Genomic DNA, 22,988 nt, shown 5'->3' on the forward strand with positions numbered 1-22,988 from the left:
AATAATAGTATCGTATGAAAAATCTAAGATATTCCGTTATAATTATCTTTTTCAGCTTCATTACGGCATGTAACAACTACCTCGATGTTGTGCCGGATATGATTGCCACCATTGAAGACAATGCCTTTTCGATGCGGTCACAGGCTGAAAAGTTTTTCTTCATGTGTTATTCCTACCTGCCTAACAGTGGTTCATACAACGATGATCCGGCTTTATTGGGAGGAGATGAAATCTGGTTGGCCACCCAATATACGGATGCCAATAACGCCAAGAATCTTGCCTTGGGAGCCCAACGTTCCGGTAGTCCGCTTTTCGATTTCTGGAGAGGGATCAACGGTGGACGGAACCTTTACCGTGGGATCAGCGACTGCAATATTTTTCTTGCCAACATCGACAGGGTACCCGATATCACGCTGGAAGAACGCAACCGTTGGGTGGCGGAGGTAGATGTGATCAAGGCATGGCTGCATTTTTACCTGATACGAATGTATGGTCCCATCGCCATCAAAGATGTGAATTTAAGCGTACAGGATGATACCGAAGTGACCCATGTATTCCGGAATACGATGGATGAATGCGTGGAATACTGTGTCGATAAAATGGATGACGTCCTCAGCAGGAACCATTTGATGATAACCGTACAGGACCAGGCAACCGAATTAGGGCGGATAACCAAGGGAGTTGCATTGACGATGAAAGCCAAAATGCTGGTGACATTCGCCAGTCCCTTGTTCAACGGAAATACCGATTATGCGGGATTGACAGACCGCAGGGGGATCGAAATATTCAATCCGAATAAAACGGAAGAGGAGAAAACCGCCTTATGGGTACGGGCAGCCGATGCCTGCAAGGAAGCGATCGACTTTTTTGATGAGATCGGGCAAAATGAATTGTATCGCTATACAGGGACCCAATTTGGGAATATCTCGGAACAGACCCGCCTTAAACTAAGCATCCGGGGATCGTTGGTAGAACGGTGGAATGAAGATGTCATCTGGGCCGATTCCCGGAGTTGGCCCCAGGCATACCAGCTTCAGGCCTATCCCCGTGATTTTAATGCCACGCAGGCAAACTCACAGACTACCAACAGGAATAATTTCGCTGTACCCCTGAAGATCGTCGACCAGTTCTATACGAAGAACGGGGTGCCGATGAGGGAGGACAAGACATGGGATTATATCAGCCGGTTTACGCCAAAGATAGCCGGGACAGACCAGCTCTATTATCTGCAAGTGGGGGAAGCCACAGCCGGCATGTTTTTCGACCGGGAACCCAGACTTTACGCCAGTATAGGTTTCGATCGCGGGATATGGTTCGGTCAGGGTAATACCAGCGAGACCGGGCAGGCACCGCATGCACGTTCCGGCGAATACTCCGGGAATCAGATCTCCCATTCATGGAATGTAACCGGGATATGGCCTAAGAAAATACTGCATTGGCTCACTGTTTGTTCGGGTACCACCACGGTTACATACACCCGTTATCCCTTCCCTGTTTTCCGCCTGCCCGATCTTTACCTTATGTATGCCGAAGCGCTGAACGAAGCATACAACACGCAGGAAGCACGGAATGAAGCCATCCGTTATATCGACCTGGTACGCGAGAGGGCGGGATTGGAAGGAGTGACTGAATCCTGGTCCGCTTACTCCACCGACCCCTCCAAGTATCAACGGCAAAACGGGTTGAGAGAGATCGTGAGGCAGGAAAAACTGATCGAATTTGTCTTTGAAGGACACCGGTTCTGGGATCTTCGCCGTTGGAAGATGGCGATGGATGAATATAATAAACCGGTTACAGGATGGAATCTGGATGCTTCCGACCCGGCACTGTATTACAGGGAGACGTGGATTTATACACGTAACTTCACACCGAAGGACTATTTCTGGCCTATTTCGGATGAAGAAATATTAAGGAACAAAAATACACTTCAGAATTATGGTTGGTAACAATTTAAATTTTTTGATGATGAAACAGCTTAAAACAGCATTTTTCATAGCTATTATCCTCTTTTATGCCTGTGGTGACGACCAATTGAATAATCCCACCGGAAGCACGGATATACCCCGGCAGGTCACGGTAAAGGAGGTGGTAAATTTCAGTGGTGCTTCCATTATATACTACGACCGCCCAAATGACGAGAACCTACAATATGTAAAAGCAGTCTGGACAACAGACGATGGAATCGAATATAACCAAACAGCATCATTTTATACCGATTCCTTGCTGGTAGACGGCTTCGGTGAAGAGGGAAGTTATACGGTGAAACTGTATTCGGTAAGCCATGGACAGACCTATTCCGAACCGGTAGAAGTGACGGTAAACCCCACACGCCCTCCCTATATGGTCGTACATGATAACCTCCAGATATCGCCCACTTTCATGGGTATCCGTGTTACGGCGGAAAATGAAACAGGAGCAAAACTGGCATTCCGCACGTTTAAACAGGACGAAGCCACCGATGAATGGGTCGAAGTGGGTACCTACTATACCGTGAATCCGAACGTGGAATATTTCAACCGCGGGCATGAGCCCGATATCGACCAGAATTTCCGTGTACAGGTACGTGACAGATGGGGGCATTGGTCGCCTCCGAAAGATGTTTCCTGCTCTCCATGGTTCGAAATGGAACTGCCGAAAAATCTCTTTAGGGAAATCGCCCTTTGTAACTTATCGGGCGACGGTTCATCAGTGCCTGACCAAACTGGTTACGCTTTGCCCTCGAACTTCTGGGGACATAAGATGCACTCGTGGTCGGGTTCAGCGACGTCATTCGACAGGCTTTACGACGGTGAGATCGGAACCAGCTCGCAATGCTATCACACAAAACCGCTAGCTCCTTTTCCCCACCATTTCACCATCGACCTCGGAGACAAGTATAACCTCAGCCGCTTCCTGTTGTGGCCGCGTAACGACGCATCGAACCAGTTCCGCGGCGGACATCCACAGATCGTCCGGGTTTACGGTGCATCGTACAACGGAGACAGTCCGAGTGAGTTGGTGGACGACATCAACGACGAAGAGGCGTGGCTGGACCTGGGACTGTTTTATCTTTCAAGGGCAGATGGTTCATTCGAACCTTACCCCGGCACTAACGATCGTACGGCCGAAGACAACGAAATACTTGTGAACGGACATGAGATGACACTGAATGCCATTGACCAACCGGTGCGTTACGTACGCGTGCAGTTCATCAAGGCTTTTGCTACAAGCCTCCATGCCGGATCGATACAGATAGGCGAAATCAGCTTTTTCGGAGCAAACTAATCATGTACTACCTAATAATATCAGCATATAATGAAACGAGCAAGAAAATTGTTCTCACCCGGGAACATGATTATTGCGAGTTTATTGAAATTAGATATTCGCTCGCTATGGCATAGCTCAAGCAAGCTTGACTCTGCTCATTTAGCTTAACGCGAATATTCCATACACCTACAAAAAAAATAAAATAATCGTATGAAACATAAAATACCTTTTTTTATCATTTTAGTGATCTCCCTGCTTTATTCATGTACTCCCATGGATCACAAATACAGTGACTTCATTAAAGACGGGCCGATCACATACCTCACCAAGTTGGATGAGTCAGAGGTGAAAGGAGTCGGCGGGCGCAACCGTATACGTATTGTAATTCCGGAACTGGAAGATCCCCGTGCATCGAAGGTCGAAATATACTGGATGAATAAACTGGAACACCTTGTTGAGTCCATTAATCCTTCCGAAGAAACGAACATATATATCGATGACCTTGTGGAAGCATCCTACATATTTGAACTTTCAATATTGGATGATAAAGGCAATAGCTCCATACCGGTAGCCATTACTGCCACATCTTACGGTGAAATATGGGAATCCATTTTACAAAACCGCCTTATCGCATCCCAGGAGAGAGAAGAAAACGATTTCAAGATAACCTGGGATGTGAATATCGATGAAAGGTTGCTGGGGACTGAGTTTGAATGGAGACAGGGTGGACAAGGTGGAGCCGGAACTCCTTTTACCCAGTTCATTGATTCGGCTCAGACGACCGGTTACCTGAAGGATTTTAAAGCAAATTCGTTCCGGTACCGTTCAGTTTATATTCCGGAACCTGATAGTGAAGACTTGTTTTATTCTTCCTGGGAATATTATATGGAAGTTCCTGAGGTTTCGGAGGTGGAATTCGACAAAGAGAGTATAACCTTTACATTACCGCAGTTAGATGATGGCTTTTGGGTAGGATATGAGTTTATGTGGACAGATAAAACATCAGGAGAGCAAAGGTCCCAAGTAACCCATACGAACACCATTACCTTGCAGGACTATGACGGCATGGCTGTCACCTATAGGGCACTGTATGAGTTTGATGATGTCGCGGTATCTTCCGAAGGTATTGAATTTTCCACTGTCCGATATGTCGATCTGGACAGGAGCAATTGGTACGCAGCACCTGAAACCCGCATCTCAGACGGCACCCCGCTGAATAATAACAGTGAAGCCCAGGTGAATGAGAAGAATAAATCGGCTTACCTTTCCCATCTCTTATTTTACGCCGCTTCGGGTACAGACGGGCAAATATCTCCCCGCTCACATTTCGACGGGGATGACAATACCTATCTCTCAATGGTAAAAGGATATGGGAAAACTTATCTGGACAATCGTAATAAAACCGGGGTATCACACAGCTATGGCAGTGTGTCGAGCGATGGCAACGATCTTTATTTCATGATCGACCTGGGTGAAGAAGAGCCGTTCAATTATTTCAGAATGATTTATAGGGGAGGGCAGAGCAATGGTAACCTGAAACCCCAGAAGGTTAGCTTTTTCGGGAGTAACGATCCCGATTGCATCACCGACATGAGCAAGTGGTCTGTAATACAGGAAAATATTGCCTTGCCGGGAAGCGATCTGGCATCCAACAATTCAGATCCTGGCCATCCTGGCAGGGTGACGGGAAATGTCACGATACCCGAAAGCAGTTACCGTTTTTTCATGTTGAGGTATGATGAATGGACCGAGGCTTCCAACTCGGTAGCGATTGCAGAATTTTATCTGGGTTTATATTATTGATGAATAGGTTGTAACAGATCCTGTTGATTGTAAACTGATATCGGTCGTGTCTAATCGGTATCAAGGAGAGGGAAGAGACCGCTTCATTGTAAGGTGGTCTCTTTCCTCCATCTTCTATATCGAACACCCATCCGGTCACTTTGGAATGTCCGTTTTTGTAATAGGACTTTTATACTTCTGCCATTTTTAATACGTTACGGCATTGTTCGTAGACATTGATTCATGCCCCTTCTCGACGGTGTACTGCTCGTGAAACACGCGCCACAGGAGGCTCTCCTCACCGGCCTTGACACGGACAAGGAGCTCGTAGATTACCTGTCGAAGCAATGATCAAGACTTTCGCCTCCCCGGTTCATTCCCGTGGCGAAACTTGGCGGACTGGCTTCCATCAATCAACGCGTCTGGGGAGAATACCTGCTGCTTCAGTATTTCCTAAAAGATCCATAACATTCCTGGTTCCGGCTTCCGTCCTATACAAAATTCCTGATTCGCACGTAGTATGAATGAATAAAACAGGAATATTCTAATTCCTGTTGATTGACATGAAAACTCGGTGTATGTTATTGTGATTCGAATAATTATACCTATTTTTGACAGGTAAATTTGATAACAGCCTATAGAAAACGAAAATGGACAAAGAAACAAACAAGTGTGGTCATCATCACTCTTCCCACGGAGCGGGCGGCGGTGCTGTGTATGGCTTAGGGATGATCGGAGCGGCCGTGTATTTCATCATGCAGGCTACCTCTTTCTGGGCCGGAGTGGTCGGATTCCTGAAAGCCATTGTGTGGCCCGCATTCCTGGTGTATGAAGCTTTTAAGGCTTTAGGTGCTTAAAAGACGTTCTTGGGGCTTTTTCCTTTATCCTCCTTACAATACTTTGCAGGGAGGGGTAGTGGGTTGTGCTGTTGCAATTACAATTTACCTGTAATATCATAGATCTCCTTGATTTTTGCAAGCTCCCCTTCAAAATCGAAATGAAGGTCGTGGAGGCGGGCATCTTCTATATCGAACACCCACCCGGCCACTTTGGGATATCCGTTTTTGTAGTAGGACTTTTGTACTTCTGCCATTTTTAATACGTTCCGGCATTGTTCGTAGACATTGATTTCAACGAAACGCCGGTACCTGGCTTCCGTGTCTTCAATGGCGTTGAGCTCTTTCTGATGGAGACGATAGACATCCCGTATACTCCGTAACCAGGGATTAAGGATACCGTAGTCCAGATTCTGCATGGCAGCTTGTATGCCTCCGCAACCGTAATGGCCACAGATAATGATATATTTCACTTTGAGGTGCTCCACTCCATAATTAATGACTGAAAGCGCGCTCAGGTCGATGGAGTTCACCATATTCGCAATATTACGGTGAATAAAGACCTCGCCCGGCTTTAATCCCATCACCTGGTTCGGATGCACCCGGCTGTCTGAACAGCCGATATACAGAAAATCGGGATGTTGTTCCGCGGCTAACAGCTCGAATAATCCGGGATTTTCAATCTTATTCTTTTCTATCCATTTACGATTGGCTTCAAATATTTGGTCATACTTTTCCTGATCAGACATATCAATGAATTCTAAATAACGCCTTACTTAACAAAATAGCTATACTATTTGTTGCGAATTCAATAGTTCTTTGACAAGCTTATCATTTATCTATAGTAATACCCGAAATATTTGCTCGTATCGATAAAGGATATTATTTTTGACCGATATCCTTGTAGCAGTCAACCTGTATAGTACGGACGATGAAAGGGAAAGTACACAGGACATAACCATCCATATCCCCAGGGACTCCGCAAAATCATTTGATTTCCATAAAGCAGAGGAATTAATTGAAATAGGACGGAGTGAAGCAAGGAAAAGCCTCGGATTATATCGAGAAAACCATACAACTTATCAAATCGAAAAGAACCCAACGTTAGTGTAACTGTGAATCTCTAATACTATTCCGTTTGACGTTCGGAAACTTAACTTGCCTATTACCTTCGGTTTGAACTTGCGCAATTTTTGCACAAGTTGCTTCTTTAAAACAAAACCTTACCCTAACTATTGACAACTTTTTGTGGGCGTTGACGGATTCGAACCTTCGCCCCCCAAATTTCGGAGTGCTCTGAACCAGCGGAACTAAATTTCCCCTTTGATGAGTTTCTCCACTAATTTACGGCTTTTCCATTTTTTTACATCTCTTTCCCGTTGTCCGGCTAATACTTTTGTTTCAAAGTTTTCCGTATACATAATGATCCAATCATTCGCCCGACCGGTAAATCCTTTGTGGTTTGAGTTGTGCCTTCTTAATCGCTCACTGATTTCATCTCCGGTTGAACCAATGTAGTATCTGTCTAATTTTTCAGAGTATAGGATATAAAACTTGTACATAATAAAAAAGGTTGCCGATTTTTCGACAACCTCTGTGGGCGTTGACGGATTCGAACCGCCGACCCTCTGCTTGTAAGGCAGATGCTCTGAACCAGCTGAGCTAAACGCCCGATATTTTAAAGAACCTATTTTGCTTGGTGCCGACCCCTCCGATGTAGCGGAGTGCTCTGAACCAGCTGAGCTAAACGCCCGGATTTGCTTTCCCATCTTCACCACCGCTGTGGAGGTTGCTTTCCTGAAAAGCGATGCAAAGATACGTCGTTTTTATTTTCTCGCAAAACTTTTTGCAAATATTTTTCTAAAAATTTTCATGGCTCTATAATTATCCCTATTTTTGTACTTTCAAAACAGGGGTAGTGATTATATCAATCCGCAATAAATGTCTTCGTTAAGAAATACGAGTACAAATTATAATGAACTTAGACCAACTGACAGCCATTTCACCCGTCGACGGACGCTATAGGGACAAGACCGCAGATCTGGATGCGTTCTTTTCAGAGTATGCGCTCATCCGGTACCGGGTGCAAGTGGAAATTGAATACTTTATCGCTCTCTGTGAAGAGGGGATCCTTCCATTGAAAGATGAGAATATCTTTACACAATTAAGGGATTTGTACATCAATTTCAGTGAAGAGGATGCCCGGCAGATTAAAGAAATTGAAAAAACCACCAACCACGACGTGAAGGCTGTGGAGTATTTCCTGAAAGAGAAATTCGATGTACTCCAGTTGACAGATCATAAGGAATTTATTCATTTTGGATTGACATCGCAGGATATCAATAATACTGCTACTCCGATGATGTGGCGGGATGCCCTGCATAAGGTTTATATCCCTGAACTGGAAAAGGTGGTTGCCCGGATCGATGGATTGGCCGATGACTGGAAAGATATTCCTATGCTGGCCCGTACGCACGGACAACCGGCATCGCCCACACGCCTGGGAAAAGAGATGAAGGTCTTTAGTTACAGGCTGACAGGACAAATAGAAGTGTTGAAAAGGATCCCGGCGAAAGCGAAATTCGGCGGGGCAACCGGCAACTTCAATGCGCACCGTGTGGCTTACCCTCAGACCGACTGGAAACAGTTCGGTAACCGCTTCCTCCAAGAGAAACTGGGTTTGTACCGCGAGGAGTACACCACCCAGATATCCAATTATGACGCTTTCGCCGCATCATTCGACGCGATGAAGCGCATCCATACTATCCTGATCGACTTCACCAGGGATATATGGCAATATATATCAATGGAGTATTTCAAGCAGAAGATCAGGGAAGGGGAAGTGGGTTCGTCGGCCATGCCCCACAAAGTGAACCCGATTGATTTTGAAAATGCCGAAGGAAACCTGGGGATTGCCAACGCCCTGCTGGAACACCTGGCGGCAAAACTGCCGGTTTCGCGGTTGCAGCGCGACCTTACCGACTCTACGGTGATCAGGAATATCGGCGTACCCATGGCACATGGATTAATTGCGCTGAAAAGTACAACAAAAGGGCTTCATAAATTGTTATTACACAGAGAGGCAATAGAAAGGGATCTGGAAAATAATTGGGCAGTGGTTGCCGAAGGAATCCAGACCATTTTAAGACGCGAAGGATATCCGAAACCCTATGAAGCCCTGAAAGCTTTGACACGAACCAATGCACGTATCACCCGGGAGAGTATTTCGGAATTTATTGACAACCTGGAAGTGAATGAACAGGTAAAAAAAGAATTGAAAGGAATCACACCCCAAAATTATACAGGATTTTAAGAAAATATTTTCGTCAAGTAAACCGAGCAACAAACAGACTTATCTCAAGCCAAAACGAAAACTATTTCATTGAATGGGTAGAGAGATTGAACAGTAAATAATAATTGAAAAAATCCGGTTCCGGTGATGTTAGCCGGACGGTAGAAATTTGAAAAAAAATGCGATTTTAAACAAGAAAAAACCGTGAGGTTTCATTATGTAATCAACAAAGTAAATACAACAATGACAACAAACAATGACGAATCGCGCCCAAGGAGGAGTTATCACAGCGCGAACAATGAGAGACACGCTTCGAACAGAAATTACGGCAATGAGCGGAGGACACAGCAAGATGGGTACTATCCGGACAGACCGTCCTATAATCAGGACCGGCCATCTTACAATTCCGACAGGTCTTCCTATAATCCGGACAGATCATCCTACAACCAGGACAGGCCGTCTTACAATCAAAGGTCTTACAACCAAGACAGGCCATCTTACAATCAGGATCGACCGTACCAACAGGAACGATCGTCGTACAACCCTAATTACAGGGATTCCCGCCAGGAAAACTACGGCGGGAACAGCGAAGGTGGGATGCGGAAACGGCGTCCCCGCGTAGGCGAGCGTCCGCAGTCGCCACAAAGGGTTTCCGGCGGTGGCGGCGGTTACAACAACCGGGGCTGGGGCAATCAACCTTCCAACGGGCCGGGCAGGCCGGGACCCGGAAGACCAGGCCAGCCTGTGAAAAAGCTGAAAAAGAAAAAACCGTTCAAGCAAATCAAGTACAAAGAGAATGCCGATCCCAACGCACCTATCCGCCTGAACAAATACCTGGCCAATGCGGGGGTTTGCTCACGCCGCGAGGCTGATGAGTTTATCCAGGCAGGTGTGGTAAAAGTAAACGGGGAGGTGGTAACAGAATTGGGCACCAAGATCACCCGCGCCGATGCGGTGATGTTTCACAATCAGCCTGTACAGCTCGAGAGCAAGGTGTATGTATTGCTGAACAAGCCAAAAGGTTTTGTGACTACGACCGATGATCCCGAGAACCGCAAGACGGTGATGGAACTGGTGAAAAGTGCCGCTACCGAACGGATTTATCCGGTGGGACGACTGGACAGGGCTACCACGGGCGTACTGCTGCTGACCAATGATGGTGACCTGGCCTCGAAATTAACACATCCCAAGTACGAAAAACGGAAAATCTACCAGGTATGGCTCGATAAGCCGGTGGCGATGGAACACATGCAGATGATTGCCGACGGTATTGAACTGGAAGACGGTGAGATCCATGCCGATGCCATCAGCTATGTGAGTGAAGAAGACCTTACCCAGGTGGGTATTGAAATCCACTCCGGCAAGAACCGTGTCATCCGCCGTATCTTTGAAAAATTGGGTTACAGGGTGATGAAACTCGACAGGGTTTATTTCGCGGGACTGACCAAGAAAAAACTTTCACGCGGAAAATGGCGTTACCTTTCAGAACAAGAGGTCAATATGCTCAGGATGGGGGCGTTCGATTAACGAACTTCTCTTCCCTTAAGAGTTTTATTTTACATTACAAACATAACAATACTGTTCCTGTGCGGTTTCGTGCGGGAACAGGGTGTAGTACATAGTGTATGAAACAACTAAAACGAACAAAAATTTCAGAAGCCTTAAGGCTTACCAATTTCGGTGAGGAAGTCAATGTAAAAGGATGGGTGCGTACCCGCAGAGGAAACAAAAACGTCGGATTCGTCGCTTTGAATGACGGATCCACCATCAATAACATACAGATAGTTATCGATATAGCCAGCTTTGATGAAGAATTACTTCGGCCTATCACTACAGGTGCATGCATCAACGTAAATGGTGAATTGGTGGAATCCCAGGGGCAGGGCCAGGCGGTAGAGATACGGGCGACTGAGATCGAGGTCTACGGACCCGCCGATCCCACTACTTACCCGTTGCAGAAAAAAGGACACTCATTGGAGTTCCTGCGTGAAATAGCCCATCTGCGGCCACGAACCAACACTTTCGGGGCAATCTTCAGGATGAGACACCATTTGTCGTATGCCATCCACAAATATTTCAACGACAATGGATTTTATTATTTCCATACACCTATCATCACCGCCTCCGACGCGGAAGGTGCCGGCTCCATGTTCGAGGTGTCTACCTTAAATATAGAGACTCCACCACGCAATAAGGAGGGGAAGGTAGATTTCTCGGAAGATTTCTTCGGACGCCAGACCAACCTGACCGTTTCCGGACAGCTCGAAGGTGAACTCGGTGCCATGGCATTGGGCGCTATCTATACTTTCGGTCCCACATTCCGTGCTGAAAACTCCAATACTCCCCGTCATCTTGCGGAGTTCTGGATGATCGAACCGGAGATGGCTTTTTACGATATCAATGACAATATGGACCTGGCGGAAGATTTCCTGAAATATCTTATCCGCTACATGCTGGAACATTGCAGGGAGGATATTGAGTTCCTTGCCAAGATGTATGACGAAGAACTGGTGGACCGACTGAATTTCGTGATTGAAAACGATTTTGTCCGCCTGACTTATACCGAGGGTGTGAAGATCCTTGAAGAATCCGGGCAAAAGTTCGAATTTCCCGTATATTGGGGAGCTGATTTGCAGTCGGAGCACGAACGCTACTTAGTAGAAAAGCATTTCAAACGCCCGGTTATCCTGACCGACTATCCCCGGGAGATCAAATCGTTCTATATGAAGCAGAACGACGATGGAAAGACCGTCCGCGCGATGGATGTGCTCTTCCCGAAGATCGGAGAGATCATCGGCGGATCGGAACGTGAATCGGATTATGACAAGCTGATGAAGAGGGTAGAGGAGACCGGCATGAATACCGAGCCGATCTGGTGGTATCTCGAAACCCGTAAGTTCGGCACAGCCCCGCACTCAGGATTCGGCCTCGGCTTTGAACGGTTGATGCTTTTTATCACCGGTATGGGTAATATCCGCGACGTGATCCCGTTCCCGAGAACGCCGAATAATGCTGACTTTTAACTGAGTGCCTGAGTGCCTAAGTGCCTGAGTGCCTGAGTGCCTGAGTGCCTAAGTGACTAAGTGACTAGGTGAAAAGGTGGAAAGGTTTAGAGAGTGGGAGACTTGGGGTGAAACGGAGACTGGGTGAATGGGAAAAAGAGAGAATTAGAGTAAGATAATAGTTAAATGAAGAATATACGCAATTTTTGTATTATTGCACATATAGACCACGGCAAAAGTACGCTGGCGGACCGTCTGCTGGAGTTCACCAAGACCGTCGAGGGAAAAGACCTGCAGGCGCAGGTGCTCGACAGTATGGACCTGGAGAGGGAACGGGGTATCACTATCAAAAGCCATGCGATACAGATGGATTATGAATATGAAGGCGAAAAATATACCTTCAACCTGATCGATACGCCGGGGCATGTGGATTTCTCGTATGAAGTATCACGTTCCATCGCCGCCTGCGAAGGGGCTTTGCTGGTGGTCGATGCGGCCCAGGGTATCCAGGCACAGACCATATCGAACGTTTATATGGCCATCGAACACGATCTGGAGATCATTCCCGTACTCAACAAAATAGATCTCGAAAGCGCCATGCCCGACGAGGTAGAAGACCAGATCGTGCAACTACTCGGCATCCCCCGTGAAGACATTATCCGTGCAAGCGGAAAGACGGGAATCGGAATCGAAGAAATTCTCCAGGCCATTATCGAACGGGTGCCCGCTCCGCAAGGAGACCCGGAAGCTCCGTTACAGGCGCTGATCTTCGACTCGGTATTCAATCCGTTCCGTGGTATCATTGCATATTATAAGATCGTGAACGGTACCCTCCGGAAGGGCGATATGGTGAAATTCATCAATACGGGCAAAGAGTATGATGCCGACGAGGTAGGCATCCTTCGTCTCAATATGATGCCGAAGGAGGAAGTGGGTTGCGGCGACGTGGGGTATATCATCTCCGGCATCAAAACCTCGAAAGAGGTGAAGGTGGGGGATACCATCACCCATGTGAAACGGCCTGCCGCCAAGGCCATCGAGGGGTTTGAAGAGGTGAAGCCGATGGTCTTCGCCGGCGTGTACCCCATCGAGAGCGAGAATTTCGAGAACCTCCGCTCATCGCTCGAAAAACTGCAACTCAACGATGCATCGCTCACTTTCCAACCCGAATCGTCGGTGGCGTTAGGCTTCGGTTTCCGGTGCGGTTTCCTCGGATTGCTCCACATGGAAATCGTACAGGAGCGGCTGGAACGGGAATTCAATATGGACGTGATCACCACCGTACCCAATGTTTCGTATAAAGTGTACGACAAAAAGGGAAATATGAAAGAGGTGCACAATCCAGGCGGCCTGCCGGACCCCACATTGATTGAAAGCATCGAAGAGCCTTTTATCCGCGCCTCGGTCATTACCAACACTGCCTACATAGGCCCTATCATGACTCTTTGCCTTGGCAAGCGGGGCATACTGATCAAGCAGGAATATGTATCGGGGGACAGGGTAGAAATCATCTATGACCTGCCGTTGGGCGAGATCGTGATCGACTTCTACGACAAGCTGAAAAGTATATCGAAAGGATATGCCTCATTCGATTACCATATCCATGATTATCGTCCGTCCAAATTGGTGAAATTGGATATATTGCTGAATGGCGAACAGGTGGATGCACTCTCCACGCTCACCCATTTTGATAATGCGCAGAGTTTTGGCCGGCGCATGTGTGAGAAGCTCAAAGAGCTGATCCCCCGCCAGCAGTTCGACATCGCCATCCAGGCAGCCATCGGTGCAAAGATTGTCGCCCGTGAAACAGTGAAGGCCGTCCGGAAAGATGTGACTGCCAAATGTTATGGCGGCGATATCTCCCGTAAGCGCAAATTACTCGAAAAGCAGAAAGAGGGGAAGAAACGTATGAAACAGGTCGGTAATGTGGAGGTACCGCAGAAAGCGTTCCTGGCGGTGCTGAAATTGGATTAACGGGTGTGGGAAAGTTATATCTTTCTTTTATTCCCGATATGGTAGAGCCGCTGGTTGGTGGTCTTCTTATCCAATCCCCCGAGCGCTTCGATATAAGGGCCGATTTTCACGAAATCAAAATGTTCCTTTGAGTCCTCCGGCAGCTTGTCGTTTCCCGAATACCACGCCGTTTTAATCCTTCCTCCCCGGCTTCTCCAGACGAAATCCGCCAACCGGTACAGTTCACCGGCATCGGCATCGCCTCCCATAAAACAGATACAGGTAATCGCTTTTTCGTATACCTGTAATAGTCCGGAAAGCGACGATTCATTCAACTCATTTCCGATATCCTGTTGTAGATGCGGACTGTGGCATCCTTTGCAGCGATATGGGCAATTAGAGAGGTTGATTGCCAACGTTACCTCATCAGGGATTTCCTGAAAGACAATATCATAATCGACATATTTCAACATACAACAACTATTTGCTACGAACTTTATACTGATCTGTTTACTTCAGCTATACCCGCTGTTTCTTTCTCCGATTCCAACTTCCCGTAAAACCTTCTGGATGCTTCCACCTGCCGCGGGGCTGAAAAATTACTTACCCGTTTCATATACCCGATGATGCGTGTGAGATAGTCCAGGTTTTTGGAACCGCATGCAGGACATTGTTTGAGATAGCGTTTATCAATTTTTCCGCAGTCGTTGCAGACCGTATTGGGAATATTGAAGGTGAAGTAATTGCATCCTTCCGTGGCTGCCACACGCAGCAGTTGACGGTATTGCGCTTTGGAGAGATGCTCTTCCAGGTTCATGTGCAATGCCGAGCCTCCTGTCAGGTGTTCGATGTAATCACGCCCGTGCAGGCGGAACTTATCAACCACGTTAAGCGAAGAGTCTTCCACACGGTAGAAATAGCTGTTATAGCAATCACGCGGCACTGCATACCCGTCTTCCTTGTCCCACTTGGCATGTTTCACACCCACGTTCTCCGCGGGGATCATTTCACAATTGAACATCAGCTCTTTCGACCGGTATTTCTTGTTATACCTTTCGATGATTCCCAGGATTTCCTGTACAAAATCCACATAGCGGAGGTTATGGTTGATCTCGATGCCCATCGATTCTGCCGCTTCCACCAAACCGTTCACACCGATGGTGAGGTATTGGCGGCTGATATTGATAAATCCTGCGTCGAACAGCGGCAGCATTCCTTTCTGCCGGAGCATTTTCAGGTTTTCGTTATAGGCCGTCTGTACTTTGTGTGTCAAATCGACCACCTCTTCGAGAAACGCCGTGTAGGATTGCCCCGTGCGTATCGCATGCTGGACACAGCGGTTCAGGTTGATGGTCAGTACGCTTTTGGAACCGGTGGAAACCCCTCCGGCGCCTAAGGTATAACTGAATCCGTTGTCCTGGATCTCGTTGCGCAGGCGGCAGCAACTGGCCAGTGAATCGGCATTGTCGCTCATATAGGTAAAGAACGAATGTCCTTCGGCATACATCTCCGCCGTGAAATCGCCATATTCGCTGTCCATGACATCATTCTCCTTGGTGAGCAGCGCCATCGTCTCCACGGGGAAGGTCAATACCGTCTTGGTGCGTTCTTTGTTGAACCACTTCATAAAACGTTTCTGCAGCCAGTTGAGTGATTCCCATTGAGGGGGCGTGCCGTCGGGAAACCGAAATTCCCCGAAGATACTCTCGAAGTAGTATTTATCATAATAGGAAATATTCCAGAAGACCGCCTGGAAGTTACGCGCACCGGTAGGCTGGTTGATGGAATAGACGATCTGTTCGAAACAGTCGGTGATCACCTTGTCGAGTGTCCGTTGGCGTCTGGAAAGGTCCACCACATTCCCGTTACGCGTAAAATAATCATCGCCATACTCTTTACGGATAAAGTAGTCCAGATACATCAGGAACTCGGGTGTGGCGCAGGCACCGCTCAGCATGCTCGATACCATGAACACCATATTGATAAATCCGCCGCAGAACGATTTCAGGTTGGTCGGCGGGGTAGAGTTGCCGCCGATGGTGAGGGTGCCGTTCAGCAGCCACGGATACATGGTGATGCTGGCACAATAGTTGGCCAGGCTGGTTTCATCGTTCTTATAGATGAAATGCCGGTTCAGCAGGCTGATATATTTGTCCGCCAGTTCTTTCCCGTACATCTCTTTCAGCCGGTCGGTGATCATCCTGCGGTTCAGGTCGATAAAGCTTTTTTTGGGTAACTCACCGATCAACGTGGCAATATTTTTCTTTTCCACATTGGCATTGGAGTCGAATTTGCTTCCGGTAGCGGCGTTTTGCGCATCACAATAATTTATCAGGAAGTTCAGATTATCACGAATCTCCCGTGTCTCGGTATGCTTTTGCCGGTAAAGCATATAGGATTTGGCGACGGCATAATATTTCTCCGCCATGAGTGCCGTCTCTACCTGGTTTTGGATTTCCTCCACCGTCATTCCGTCCGAAACGTGAAGCCGTGAAAGGATTGAGATAAAATCATCTTCGGTGGCGAACGCACCTACCGAAAGGAATGCCTTGGCGATGGCATTTTCAATTTTTTTGATGGAGAAGGGAACCCGTTTGCCGTCCCGCTTCACGATTTGAAGTACTAAGTTTCCCATACGAATATATTGTTAGTTTACATTGATATGTCAATGGTATTACACTTTTCGATACGGGAATTGGTTGTCGGAGTGGCGATGGGATATCATTCACGAACCCGGGTTCATTTTGATACGTAGGAAATCATCCAGTTTCGACCCTCTTTTTACCCGAAAGAGATCAAAAAGTGCAAACATTTGGCAGGTCTTCTGACTTACTCTCCTTTTGCGCGTCCTTCCCGGCTTTTTTCAATCCTCTTCCGAGGGTTGAGATGAGAACCAGTGGATGTGAGTATTGCGCAAAGGTTTTTGTATAGAGTTTACAGCAGCGGGAACTGTTGCCGACTTTCACGGCATTCCCTTTTCATTTTATTCGCAGTCACTTTTAAGGTCGTGCGAAATAAAAACCAAATGCAAGACAAAGATAATTTATCTTCCATAATAAAATACAAAGTTTTCCAAAAAAGTTATCAACACCATCTTGTTTATTTTACAAATCATTAATATATAACGCATTATGTTTATACATCGATAATTTATATTGTAAAAAAATACGCACTGTTTCCTATTTTGAAAAATTCAAGTACGATTTCCGGATTAATACGGTTACCTTTTCTGTTTGAGAAAGTGGATAAATAAAATAAAAAAGGTAGGGGGTTACCCGAAAAAAAGAGAAAGGCAAACCAGTTATCCGGAATGCCTTTCGTGTCAAAACAATAAATAAAAAGTAGAGAGATACAAAAGCGCATTAAAGGGCTTTATTTCTTCTGATCTGCGATCATATGTGAGTGACAAGTTCTTTACAATGGAATATTCCCGTGCTTTTTGGGCGGGTTGGTTTCGGTTTTATTGGCCGTCATTTCCAATGCCTGGATCAATTTATGGCGGGTATCTTTCGGCAGGATAATCTCATCGATATATCCTTTTTCCGCGGCACGATAAGGATTTGAAAACAGTCCGGCATATTCATTCAACGCATTTTGGCGCTCCTCATCATTGGATGAACGATAGAGGACGTTTACCGCGCCGGCTGCCCCCATCACGGCAATTTCAGCATTCGGATAGGCCAGATTCACATCCGCTCCCGACTCTTTGGATGACATGACGATATAGGCACCTCCATAAGCCTTGCGGGTAATCAGCGTTATCTTCGGCACGGTGGCTTCCACATAGGCGAAGACGATCTTTGCACCGTGGCGGATAATACCGTTGTGCTCCTGGTCGCGTCCGGGAAGGAAGCCCGGCACATCCTCGAAGGTAATGATAGGAATATCGAAACAGTCGCAGAAGCGGATAAACCGTGCCGCCTTGTCCGATGCGTCGATATCAAGTACACCGGCCAGGTATGCCGGTTGATTGGCCACGATACCTACTGAACGGCCTCCCATCCGTGCAAATCCCACCACAATGTTTTGCGCGAATTGCGGCATGATCTCGAAGAAGTAATTTTCATCCACCACCTCTTCAATGAGTTTCTTCATATCATAGGGTATATTGGGATCATCAGGGATCAGCGTCTGCAATTCGGGTGATTCCCGATGGATGCTGTCGTTGGTAGGCACTATCGGCGGATCTTCCATATTATTGGAAGGAAGGAAACTCAACAGTTCACGGATCATCATCAACGTTTCCTCTTCGTCTTCACCCACAAAATGGGCTACACCACTTTTAGAGGCATGGGTATTGGCCCCGCCCAGTTCTTCCTTGGTCAGCTCTTCGTGTGTGACCGTTTTGACTACATCGGGACCGGTGACGAACATATAGCTTTTCTCTTTCACCATAAAGATGAAGTCGGTGAGGGCAGGGGAGTAGCAGGCGCCGCCGGCACAGGGGCCAAGGATAGCGGAGATCTGGGGTACAACACCCGAAGCTTTGATGTTCTGGTAAAAAATATCGGAATAACCGCTGAGTGCCATCACACCTTCCTGAATGCGCGCGCCGCCCGAATCGTTCAATGCGATGATCGGGGCACCGTTCTTCATCGCCAGCTTCTGCACCTTTACAATCTTATTGGCGTTCGTACGGCTCAGTGAGCCACCATAGACCGTGAAATCGTAAGCATACACATACACCAGACGACCGTCTATCTTCCCGTAACCGGCTACCACACCGTCACCGGCAATACGCTTGTTCTGCATGCCATAGTCATTACATTCATGAAGTACGAATTTATCTACTTCTACAAACGTATTCTCATCCAATAGCATATCAATCCTCTCACGGGCTGTTTGTTTACCGGCATTCTTTTGTTTTTCGATCGCCTTTTCTCCACCACCTAACTCGGCGGCTTTATTCTTTTCTTCAAAAGCCTGATATATTTCCTGTAACGTCATGGTTGCTGTTTTAGTTTGTTTTAAAAGATATAAGTAACTGATCCCGGGCCACCGAGTCGCCTTCCTCCACATGGATCTTCTCCACAACGGCATTCTGGGCAGCCGTATAGGTGCTCTGCATCTTCATGGCTTCCACCACAATAAGGGGATCACCCTGTTTCACTTCCATATCTTCGGAAACCATTATTTTAATGATTTTGCCCGGCATAGGGGAGGTGATGGTTTCCTGTGCCTCTTCTACGGCAGCTTGTCGTCCCCTCAAATATTTTTTCTGCGGGTTTGAAAGCTCTATACCGAAATATCTGAAATTAGTGGTGATGGTGTATTTTCCATCCGAGTGGCGTACCGATTCCGCATTGTAAGAACGTCCGTCGTGGAGAATAGAACAGAATCCGTTCTCCGACATGACCACATCGATATCGTATATTTTTCCGTCCACTGAGATCTCCACCCTGTTTCCATCCTTGGATAGCAGTTCCACCTCACATGTCCTGTTGTCTATTTTAGCTTTCATATTCTCAAAACTCCTTTTTGCTTTCCAAAAGCACGCCATCGGCTTATGGGAAGATTATCGGCCGGCGAGGATGAAGGTGCATCGTTGCTGTTCACTATATAATCTATATAAGCAGCGATGATGGCCATATCTTCTATCTCATTGTCATACCTGGCGCTTTCCTGCAACTTTTTACTGTTGTCCTCGATAAAATGCGTGGTATAATTTCCCTTCACAAAGTCACGCGTATCCATAATACGGCGGAGGTAGTCGATATTGGTCTTTACCCCAGTGATCTTATATTCGTACAACACGCGGCGCATACGTTCCAGTGCATAGACGCGACTGGTTGCCCAAACGATCAGTTTGCCAAGCATCGAGTCGTAATAGACCGGGATTTCATACCCGTCATATATAAAACTGTCTACCCGTACGCCTATGCCTTCGGGTGTCTGGATATGCCGGATAATACCCGGCGATGGTGCGAAGTTGTTTTCGGGATCTTCGGCACATATACGGCACTCGATAGCATGTCCGCGCTGGTGTAACTGCTTCTGACGCAAGCGCAGTTTTTTTCCGTTGGCGATATGTATCTGCTCCTTTACCAGATCCACACCCAATACTTCCTCGGTAATAGGGTGTTCCACCTGAAGACGGGTATTCATTTCCAGGAAGTAGAAATTCATATCGCCGTCCACCAGGAATTCAATGGTACCTGCCCCAACATAACCGATAGATTTGGCAGCTTTGACAGCGATCGCCCCCATTGCCAGGCGGGTCTTCTCATCGATAAAGGGAGAGGGACTTTCCTCCACGATTTTCTGATGACGCCGTTGTACTGAGCATTCGCGGTCGAACAGATGTATCACATTCCCGTGAGAGTCTCCCAGAAACTGTATCTCAATATGGTGAGGAGATTCGATATACTTTTCGATATAGACCGAATCATTACCGAACGAAGCCCTTGCCTCAGATTTGGCCGCTTCATAAGCTTCCTGCAACTGCTTTTCCTCATAGACTAACCGCATACCTTTCCCGCCACCGCCCGCAGTGGCTTTAATAATCACAGGAAGTCCTATTTTACGGCATACACGGAACAGGTCTCTCGGCTTCAGGTCTTCCGATGTGCCGGGCACCACAGGCACTTTGGCCTTTATCATTGTCCGGCGGGCCGATATCTTATCGCCCATGGCTTCGATGCTTTCTGCCGACGGACCGATGAAGATGATGCCTTCTTCCTTACAGCGGCGTGCAAAGTCGGCATTTTCACTCAGAAACCCATAGCCGGGATGTATAGCGTCCGCCTTGAACTGTTTTGCGGCTTTGATGATCTTATCGGCGTTGAGATAGCTCTCTTGTGAAGAAGCCAGGCCGATACATACCGCTTCGTCGGCATAAGAGACATGCCTTGACGTCCGGTCAGCCTCTGAATAGACAGCCACGGTGCGGATACCCATCTCCTTACAGGTGCGCATCACACGTACGGCAATTTCCCCCCGGTTTGCTATTAAAATCTTCTGTATCATTATTATAAAAAAATGGAATTACACCTTACAATCCTTTACGCTTGATTCTCCCACTAATTTCCCAAATGTGCATAATTCAAAACAAATTTTTCTGCTATTTGTTCTCCGTCGCACTCAATTCGGTTGAAAACAATATAGTTATAGCTCTCTTTTTTACGTTTCTTGCAGGTTATAGATACCGCACAAAACATCTAAAGGTCCTTGCTTTAGTTGGAAATGTTTCTTCATATGAACAGCAGGATCAATATCTGCGCTGAAATCACGCGGAGGAACATCGTCAGCGGATAAACAGTGGAATAGCTCACAGCCGGCGCATCATTGTCCGATATGGAATTAGAATAGGCCAATGCGGGTGGATCGGTCATACTGCCTGACAGTAATCCTATCAAGGCAAAATAATCGAGGCGGAATATTTTCTTGCCGATGATTCCGGTGATCAATAACGGAAGCGTGGTAATCGCAAAACCGCAGGCCACCCAGAGCAGCCCGTCGGCGGAAATAGCCGTTTCCACAAACTTTCCTCCAGCGGTGAGGCCCACACTCGCCAGGAAGAGGGCGATACCGATCTCCCTCAACATCAGATTGGCGCTTAGGGTGGTATAAGTGATCAGTCCGATCTTATAACCGAACCTGCCCAAAAGGATAGCCACCACCAGTGGGCCACCCGCCAGGCCTAACCTGACCGGCATCGGGATGCCGGGAATTGTGAAAGGGATACTTCCGACCAATACTCCCAGTACGATCCCTATAAAAATAGTGGCGATATTGGGATGATCCAATCGTTTCAAGGTATTCCCCAGCAGGTCCTCCACTTTTTTGATAGCATCCACTTCACCCACGACCGTCACTTTGTCCCCTACCTGCAGCACCAGATTCGGCGTAGCAAGCAGGTCGATACCCGCACGGTGGACGCGTGTGATATTTGCGCCCAATATGGAGCGTAGATGCAGGTCACCCACCGTTTTCCCGTTGATTTTATTCTGTGTGACCACAATCCGGCGTGAGATCAGCACTTTGTCCGACGCTTTCCAGTCCAGTTCGGTCAGCTCTCCCAGGAACGCCGTCACCGCTTCGGCAGCGATGTTGGAGGTGATTACAAAAAGAATATCGCCCTGTTTCAATAGGGTATTGCCTACCGGGACGGAATAGTTTTCATCACGCATCATCCGTGATACGATAAAACTCCGCCCGACGAGTTGTTTGATGTCGTGCAGTTTTTTCCCGTCAAAATGTTTATTCATCAGCCTGATGGTCAGAAACTCGATTTTCTCCGATTGCGATTCGTTTACCTCTTTGATCATTTGATTCTCTTTCTTCAGGTCGATTTTGAAAACAAGGCGGATCACGATAAGTGACAAAATGATGCCCGTTACTCCCAGAGGGTAGGCGACGGCATATCCCAGAGCAATCTGGGGCGCTTCAGCGATTACCCCCGACTCCGACAGTTGCCGCAATGTCTCCTGTGCCGCACCCAGGCCGGGCGTATTGGTGACTGCCCCCGACAGTACGCCGACCATCATCGGCATCGATACCCTTCCTTCGAGCATATAATAGAGTCCGACCGCGATTCCCACGCCGAGCAACACCACCGACACGGCCAGCAGGTTCATCTTCATCCCACCTTTTTTAAAGGAGGAGAAAAAACCGGGACCGACTTGCAGGCCGATGGAAAAAATGAACAGTATCAATCCGAACTCCCGCATGAAATGGACGATATCATGGTTGGCGTCAAACCCGAGGTGTCCGATAAACAAGCCGACAAACAATACAAAGGTCACACCCAGTGAGATACCGAATATTTTGACCTTCCCCAATGCGATTCCCGCGGAGATAATCAACGCGTACAGAAGGATGGTATGGGCAATACCATCCTCAAAAAGAAGCGAATAAAACCACTCCATATACTATTTA

The 22,988-nt window shown here is 47.2% G+C and carries 17 protein-coding genes, 1 tRNA gene and 1 riboswitch; of the genes, 9 read left to right on the forward strand and 9 right to left on the reverse strand.

The features are described from left to right. The first annotated feature begins 14 nt into the window (after nucleotides 1–14). The 4 genes from ABV001_RS08500 (at nucleotide 15) to ABV001_RS08515 (ending at nucleotide 5,885) form a co-directional block, all read left to right on the forward strand. Nucleotides 15–1,946: a RagB/SusD family nutrient uptake outer membrane protein gene (locus ABV001_RS08500; RefSeq protein ID WP_352422398.1), complete on the forward strand. Its 1,932-nt coding sequence runs from the start codon at nucleotides 15–17 to the stop codon at nucleotides 1,944–1,946. A 16-nt stretch (nucleotides 1,947–1,962) separates the two neighbouring features. Beyond that, nucleotides 1,963–3,264: a DUF4959 domain-containing protein gene (locus ABV001_RS08505; RefSeq protein WP_352422399.1), complete on the forward strand. Its 1,302-nt coding sequence runs from the start codon at nucleotides 1,963–1,965 to the stop codon at nucleotides 3,262–3,264. Nucleotides 3,265–3,456: 192 nt separating this feature from the next. Continuing rightward, the gene (locus ABV001_RS08510; RefSeq protein WP_352422400.1) at nucleotides 3,457–5,049 is read left to right on the forward strand and encodes a DUF4998 domain-containing protein; all 1,593 of its coding nucleotides are present in this window, start codon (nucleotides 3,457–3,459) and stop codon (nucleotides 5,047–5,049) included. A gap of 629 nt (nucleotides 5,050–5,678) precedes the next feature. Continuing rightward, entirely contained in the window at nucleotides 5,679–5,885 is a 207-nt protein-coding gene (locus tag ABV001_RS08515; RefSeq protein ID WP_352422401.1) for a hypothetical protein, read from the forward strand. 77 nt (nucleotides 5,886–5,962) lie between these two features. Here the strand turns inward: ABV001_RS08515 and ABV001_RS08520 are convergent, their stop codons facing one another. Continuing rightward, a complete protein-coding gene (locus tag ABV001_RS08520) occupies nucleotides 5,963–6,613 on the reverse strand; it encodes a carbonic anhydrase (RefSeq protein WP_352422402.1) in 651 nt (216 codons plus the stop codon). A 139-nt stretch (nucleotides 6,614–6,752) separates the two neighbouring features. Between ABV001_RS08520 and ABV001_RS08525 the strand changes: the two genes are divergently transcribed. Continuing rightward, entirely contained in the window at nucleotides 6,753–6,977 is a 225-nt protein-coding gene (locus ABV001_RS08525; protein WP_352422403.1) for a hypothetical protein, read from the forward strand. A gap of 197 nt (nucleotides 6,978–7,174) precedes the next feature. Here ABV001_RS08525 and ABV001_RS08530 read toward each other — a convergent pair whose 3' ends face one another. Both ABV001_RS08530 and ABV001_RS08535 read right to left on the reverse strand, forming a co-directional pair. Beyond that, entirely contained in the window at nucleotides 7,175–7,426 is a 252-nt protein-coding gene (locus ABV001_RS08530; protein WP_352422404.1) for a GIY-YIG nuclease family protein, read from the reverse strand. Nucleotides 7,427–7,461: 35 nt separating this feature from the next. After that, nucleotides 7,462–7,536: transfer RNA gene (locus ABV001_RS08535), tRNA-Val, on the reverse strand. 303 nt (nucleotides 7,537–7,839) lie between these two features. Here ABV001_RS08535 and purB point away from each other — a divergent pair. The 4 genes from purB to lepA all read left to right on the forward strand — a co-directional run bounded on the left by purB (nucleotide 7,840) and on the right by lepA (nucleotide 14,132). Next, a complete protein-coding gene (gene purB, locus ABV001_RS08540; RefSeq protein WP_352422405.1) occupies nucleotides 7,840–9,177 on the forward strand; it encodes an adenylosuccinate lyase in 1,338 nt (445 codons plus the stop codon). A 222-nt stretch (nucleotides 9,178–9,399) separates the two neighbouring features. Continuing rightward, the gene (locus ABV001_RS08545) at nucleotides 9,400–10,683 is read left to right on the forward strand and encodes a pseudouridine synthase (protein ID WP_352422406.1); all 1,284 of its coding nucleotides are present in this window, start codon (nucleotides 9,400–9,402) and stop codon (nucleotides 10,681–10,683) included. A gap of 98 nt (nucleotides 10,684–10,781) precedes the next feature. After that, entirely contained in the window at nucleotides 10,782–12,179 is a 1,398-nt protein-coding gene (asnS, locus tag ABV001_RS08550) for an asparagine--tRNA ligase (RefSeq protein ID WP_352422407.1), read from the forward strand. Nucleotides 12,180–12,344: 165 nt separating this feature from the next. Then, nucleotides 12,345–14,132 carry a translation elongation factor 4 gene (gene lepA / locus ABV001_RS08555; RefSeq protein ID WP_352422408.1) on the forward strand — a complete coding sequence of 596 codons (1,788 nt, stop codon included), beginning with the start codon at nucleotides 12,345–12,347 and terminating at the stop codon, nucleotides 14,130–14,132. A 14-nt stretch (nucleotides 14,133–14,146) separates the two neighbouring features. Here lepA and nrdG read toward each other — a convergent pair whose 3' ends face one another. From nrdG to ABV001_RS08585, 6 genes are all read right to left on the reverse strand, one after another. After that, nucleotides 14,147–14,584 carry an anaerobic ribonucleoside-triphosphate reductase activating protein gene (gene nrdG / locus ABV001_RS08560; RefSeq protein WP_352422409.1) on the reverse strand — a complete coding sequence of 146 codons (438 nt, stop codon included), beginning with the start codon at nucleotides 14,582–14,584 and terminating at the stop codon, nucleotides 14,147–14,149. A 23-nt stretch (nucleotides 14,585–14,607) separates the two neighbouring features. Continuing rightward, on the reverse strand, nucleotides 14,608–16,746 hold the full coding sequence (gene nrdD, locus ABV001_RS08565; protein ID WP_352422410.1) for an anaerobic ribonucleoside-triphosphate reductase: 2,139 nt from the start codon (nucleotides 16,744–16,746) through the stop codon (nucleotides 14,608–14,610). 162 nt (nucleotides 16,747–16,908) lie between these two features. Next, a riboswitch (cobalamin riboswitch) is annotated at nucleotides 16,909–17,152 on the reverse strand. A 373-nt stretch (nucleotides 17,153–17,525) separates the two neighbouring features. Then, nucleotides 17,526–19,058 carry an acyl-CoA carboxylase subunit beta gene (locus ABV001_RS08570; protein WP_352422411.1) on the reverse strand — a complete coding sequence of 511 codons (1,533 nt, stop codon included), beginning with the start codon at nucleotides 19,056–19,058 and terminating at the stop codon, nucleotides 17,526–17,528. A 10-nt stretch (nucleotides 19,059–19,068) separates the two neighbouring features. After that, nucleotides 19,069–19,572, reverse strand: a complete 504-nt coding sequence (locus ABV001_RS08575; RefSeq protein ID WP_352422412.1) for an acyl-CoA carboxylase biotin carboxyl carrier protein subunit — start codon at nucleotides 19,570–19,572, stop codon at nucleotides 19,069–19,071. Then, nucleotides 19,569–21,077, reverse strand: coding sequence for an acetyl-CoA carboxylase biotin carboxylase subunit (accC, locus tag ABV001_RS08580; RefSeq protein ID WP_352422413.1), 1,509 nt, complete (start codon nucleotides 21,075–21,077; stop codon nucleotides 19,569–19,571). Before accC ends, ABV001_RS08575 begins: the two co-directional genes overlap by 4 nt. 224 nt (nucleotides 21,078–21,301) lie before the next feature. Beyond that, nucleotides 21,302–22,978: a putative transporter gene (locus ABV001_RS08585; RefSeq protein WP_352422414.1), complete on the reverse strand. Its 1,677-nt coding sequence runs from the start codon at nucleotides 22,976–22,978 to the stop codon at nucleotides 21,302–21,304. Between the last annotated feature and the right edge of the window lie 10 nt (nucleotides 22,979–22,988).

It is taken from the genome of Proteiniphilum sp. (assembly GCF_040307845.1).
In the GTDB taxonomy this organism is placed as follows: Bacteria; Bacteroidota; Bacteroidia; order Bacteroidales; family Dysgonomonadaceae; genus Proteiniphilum.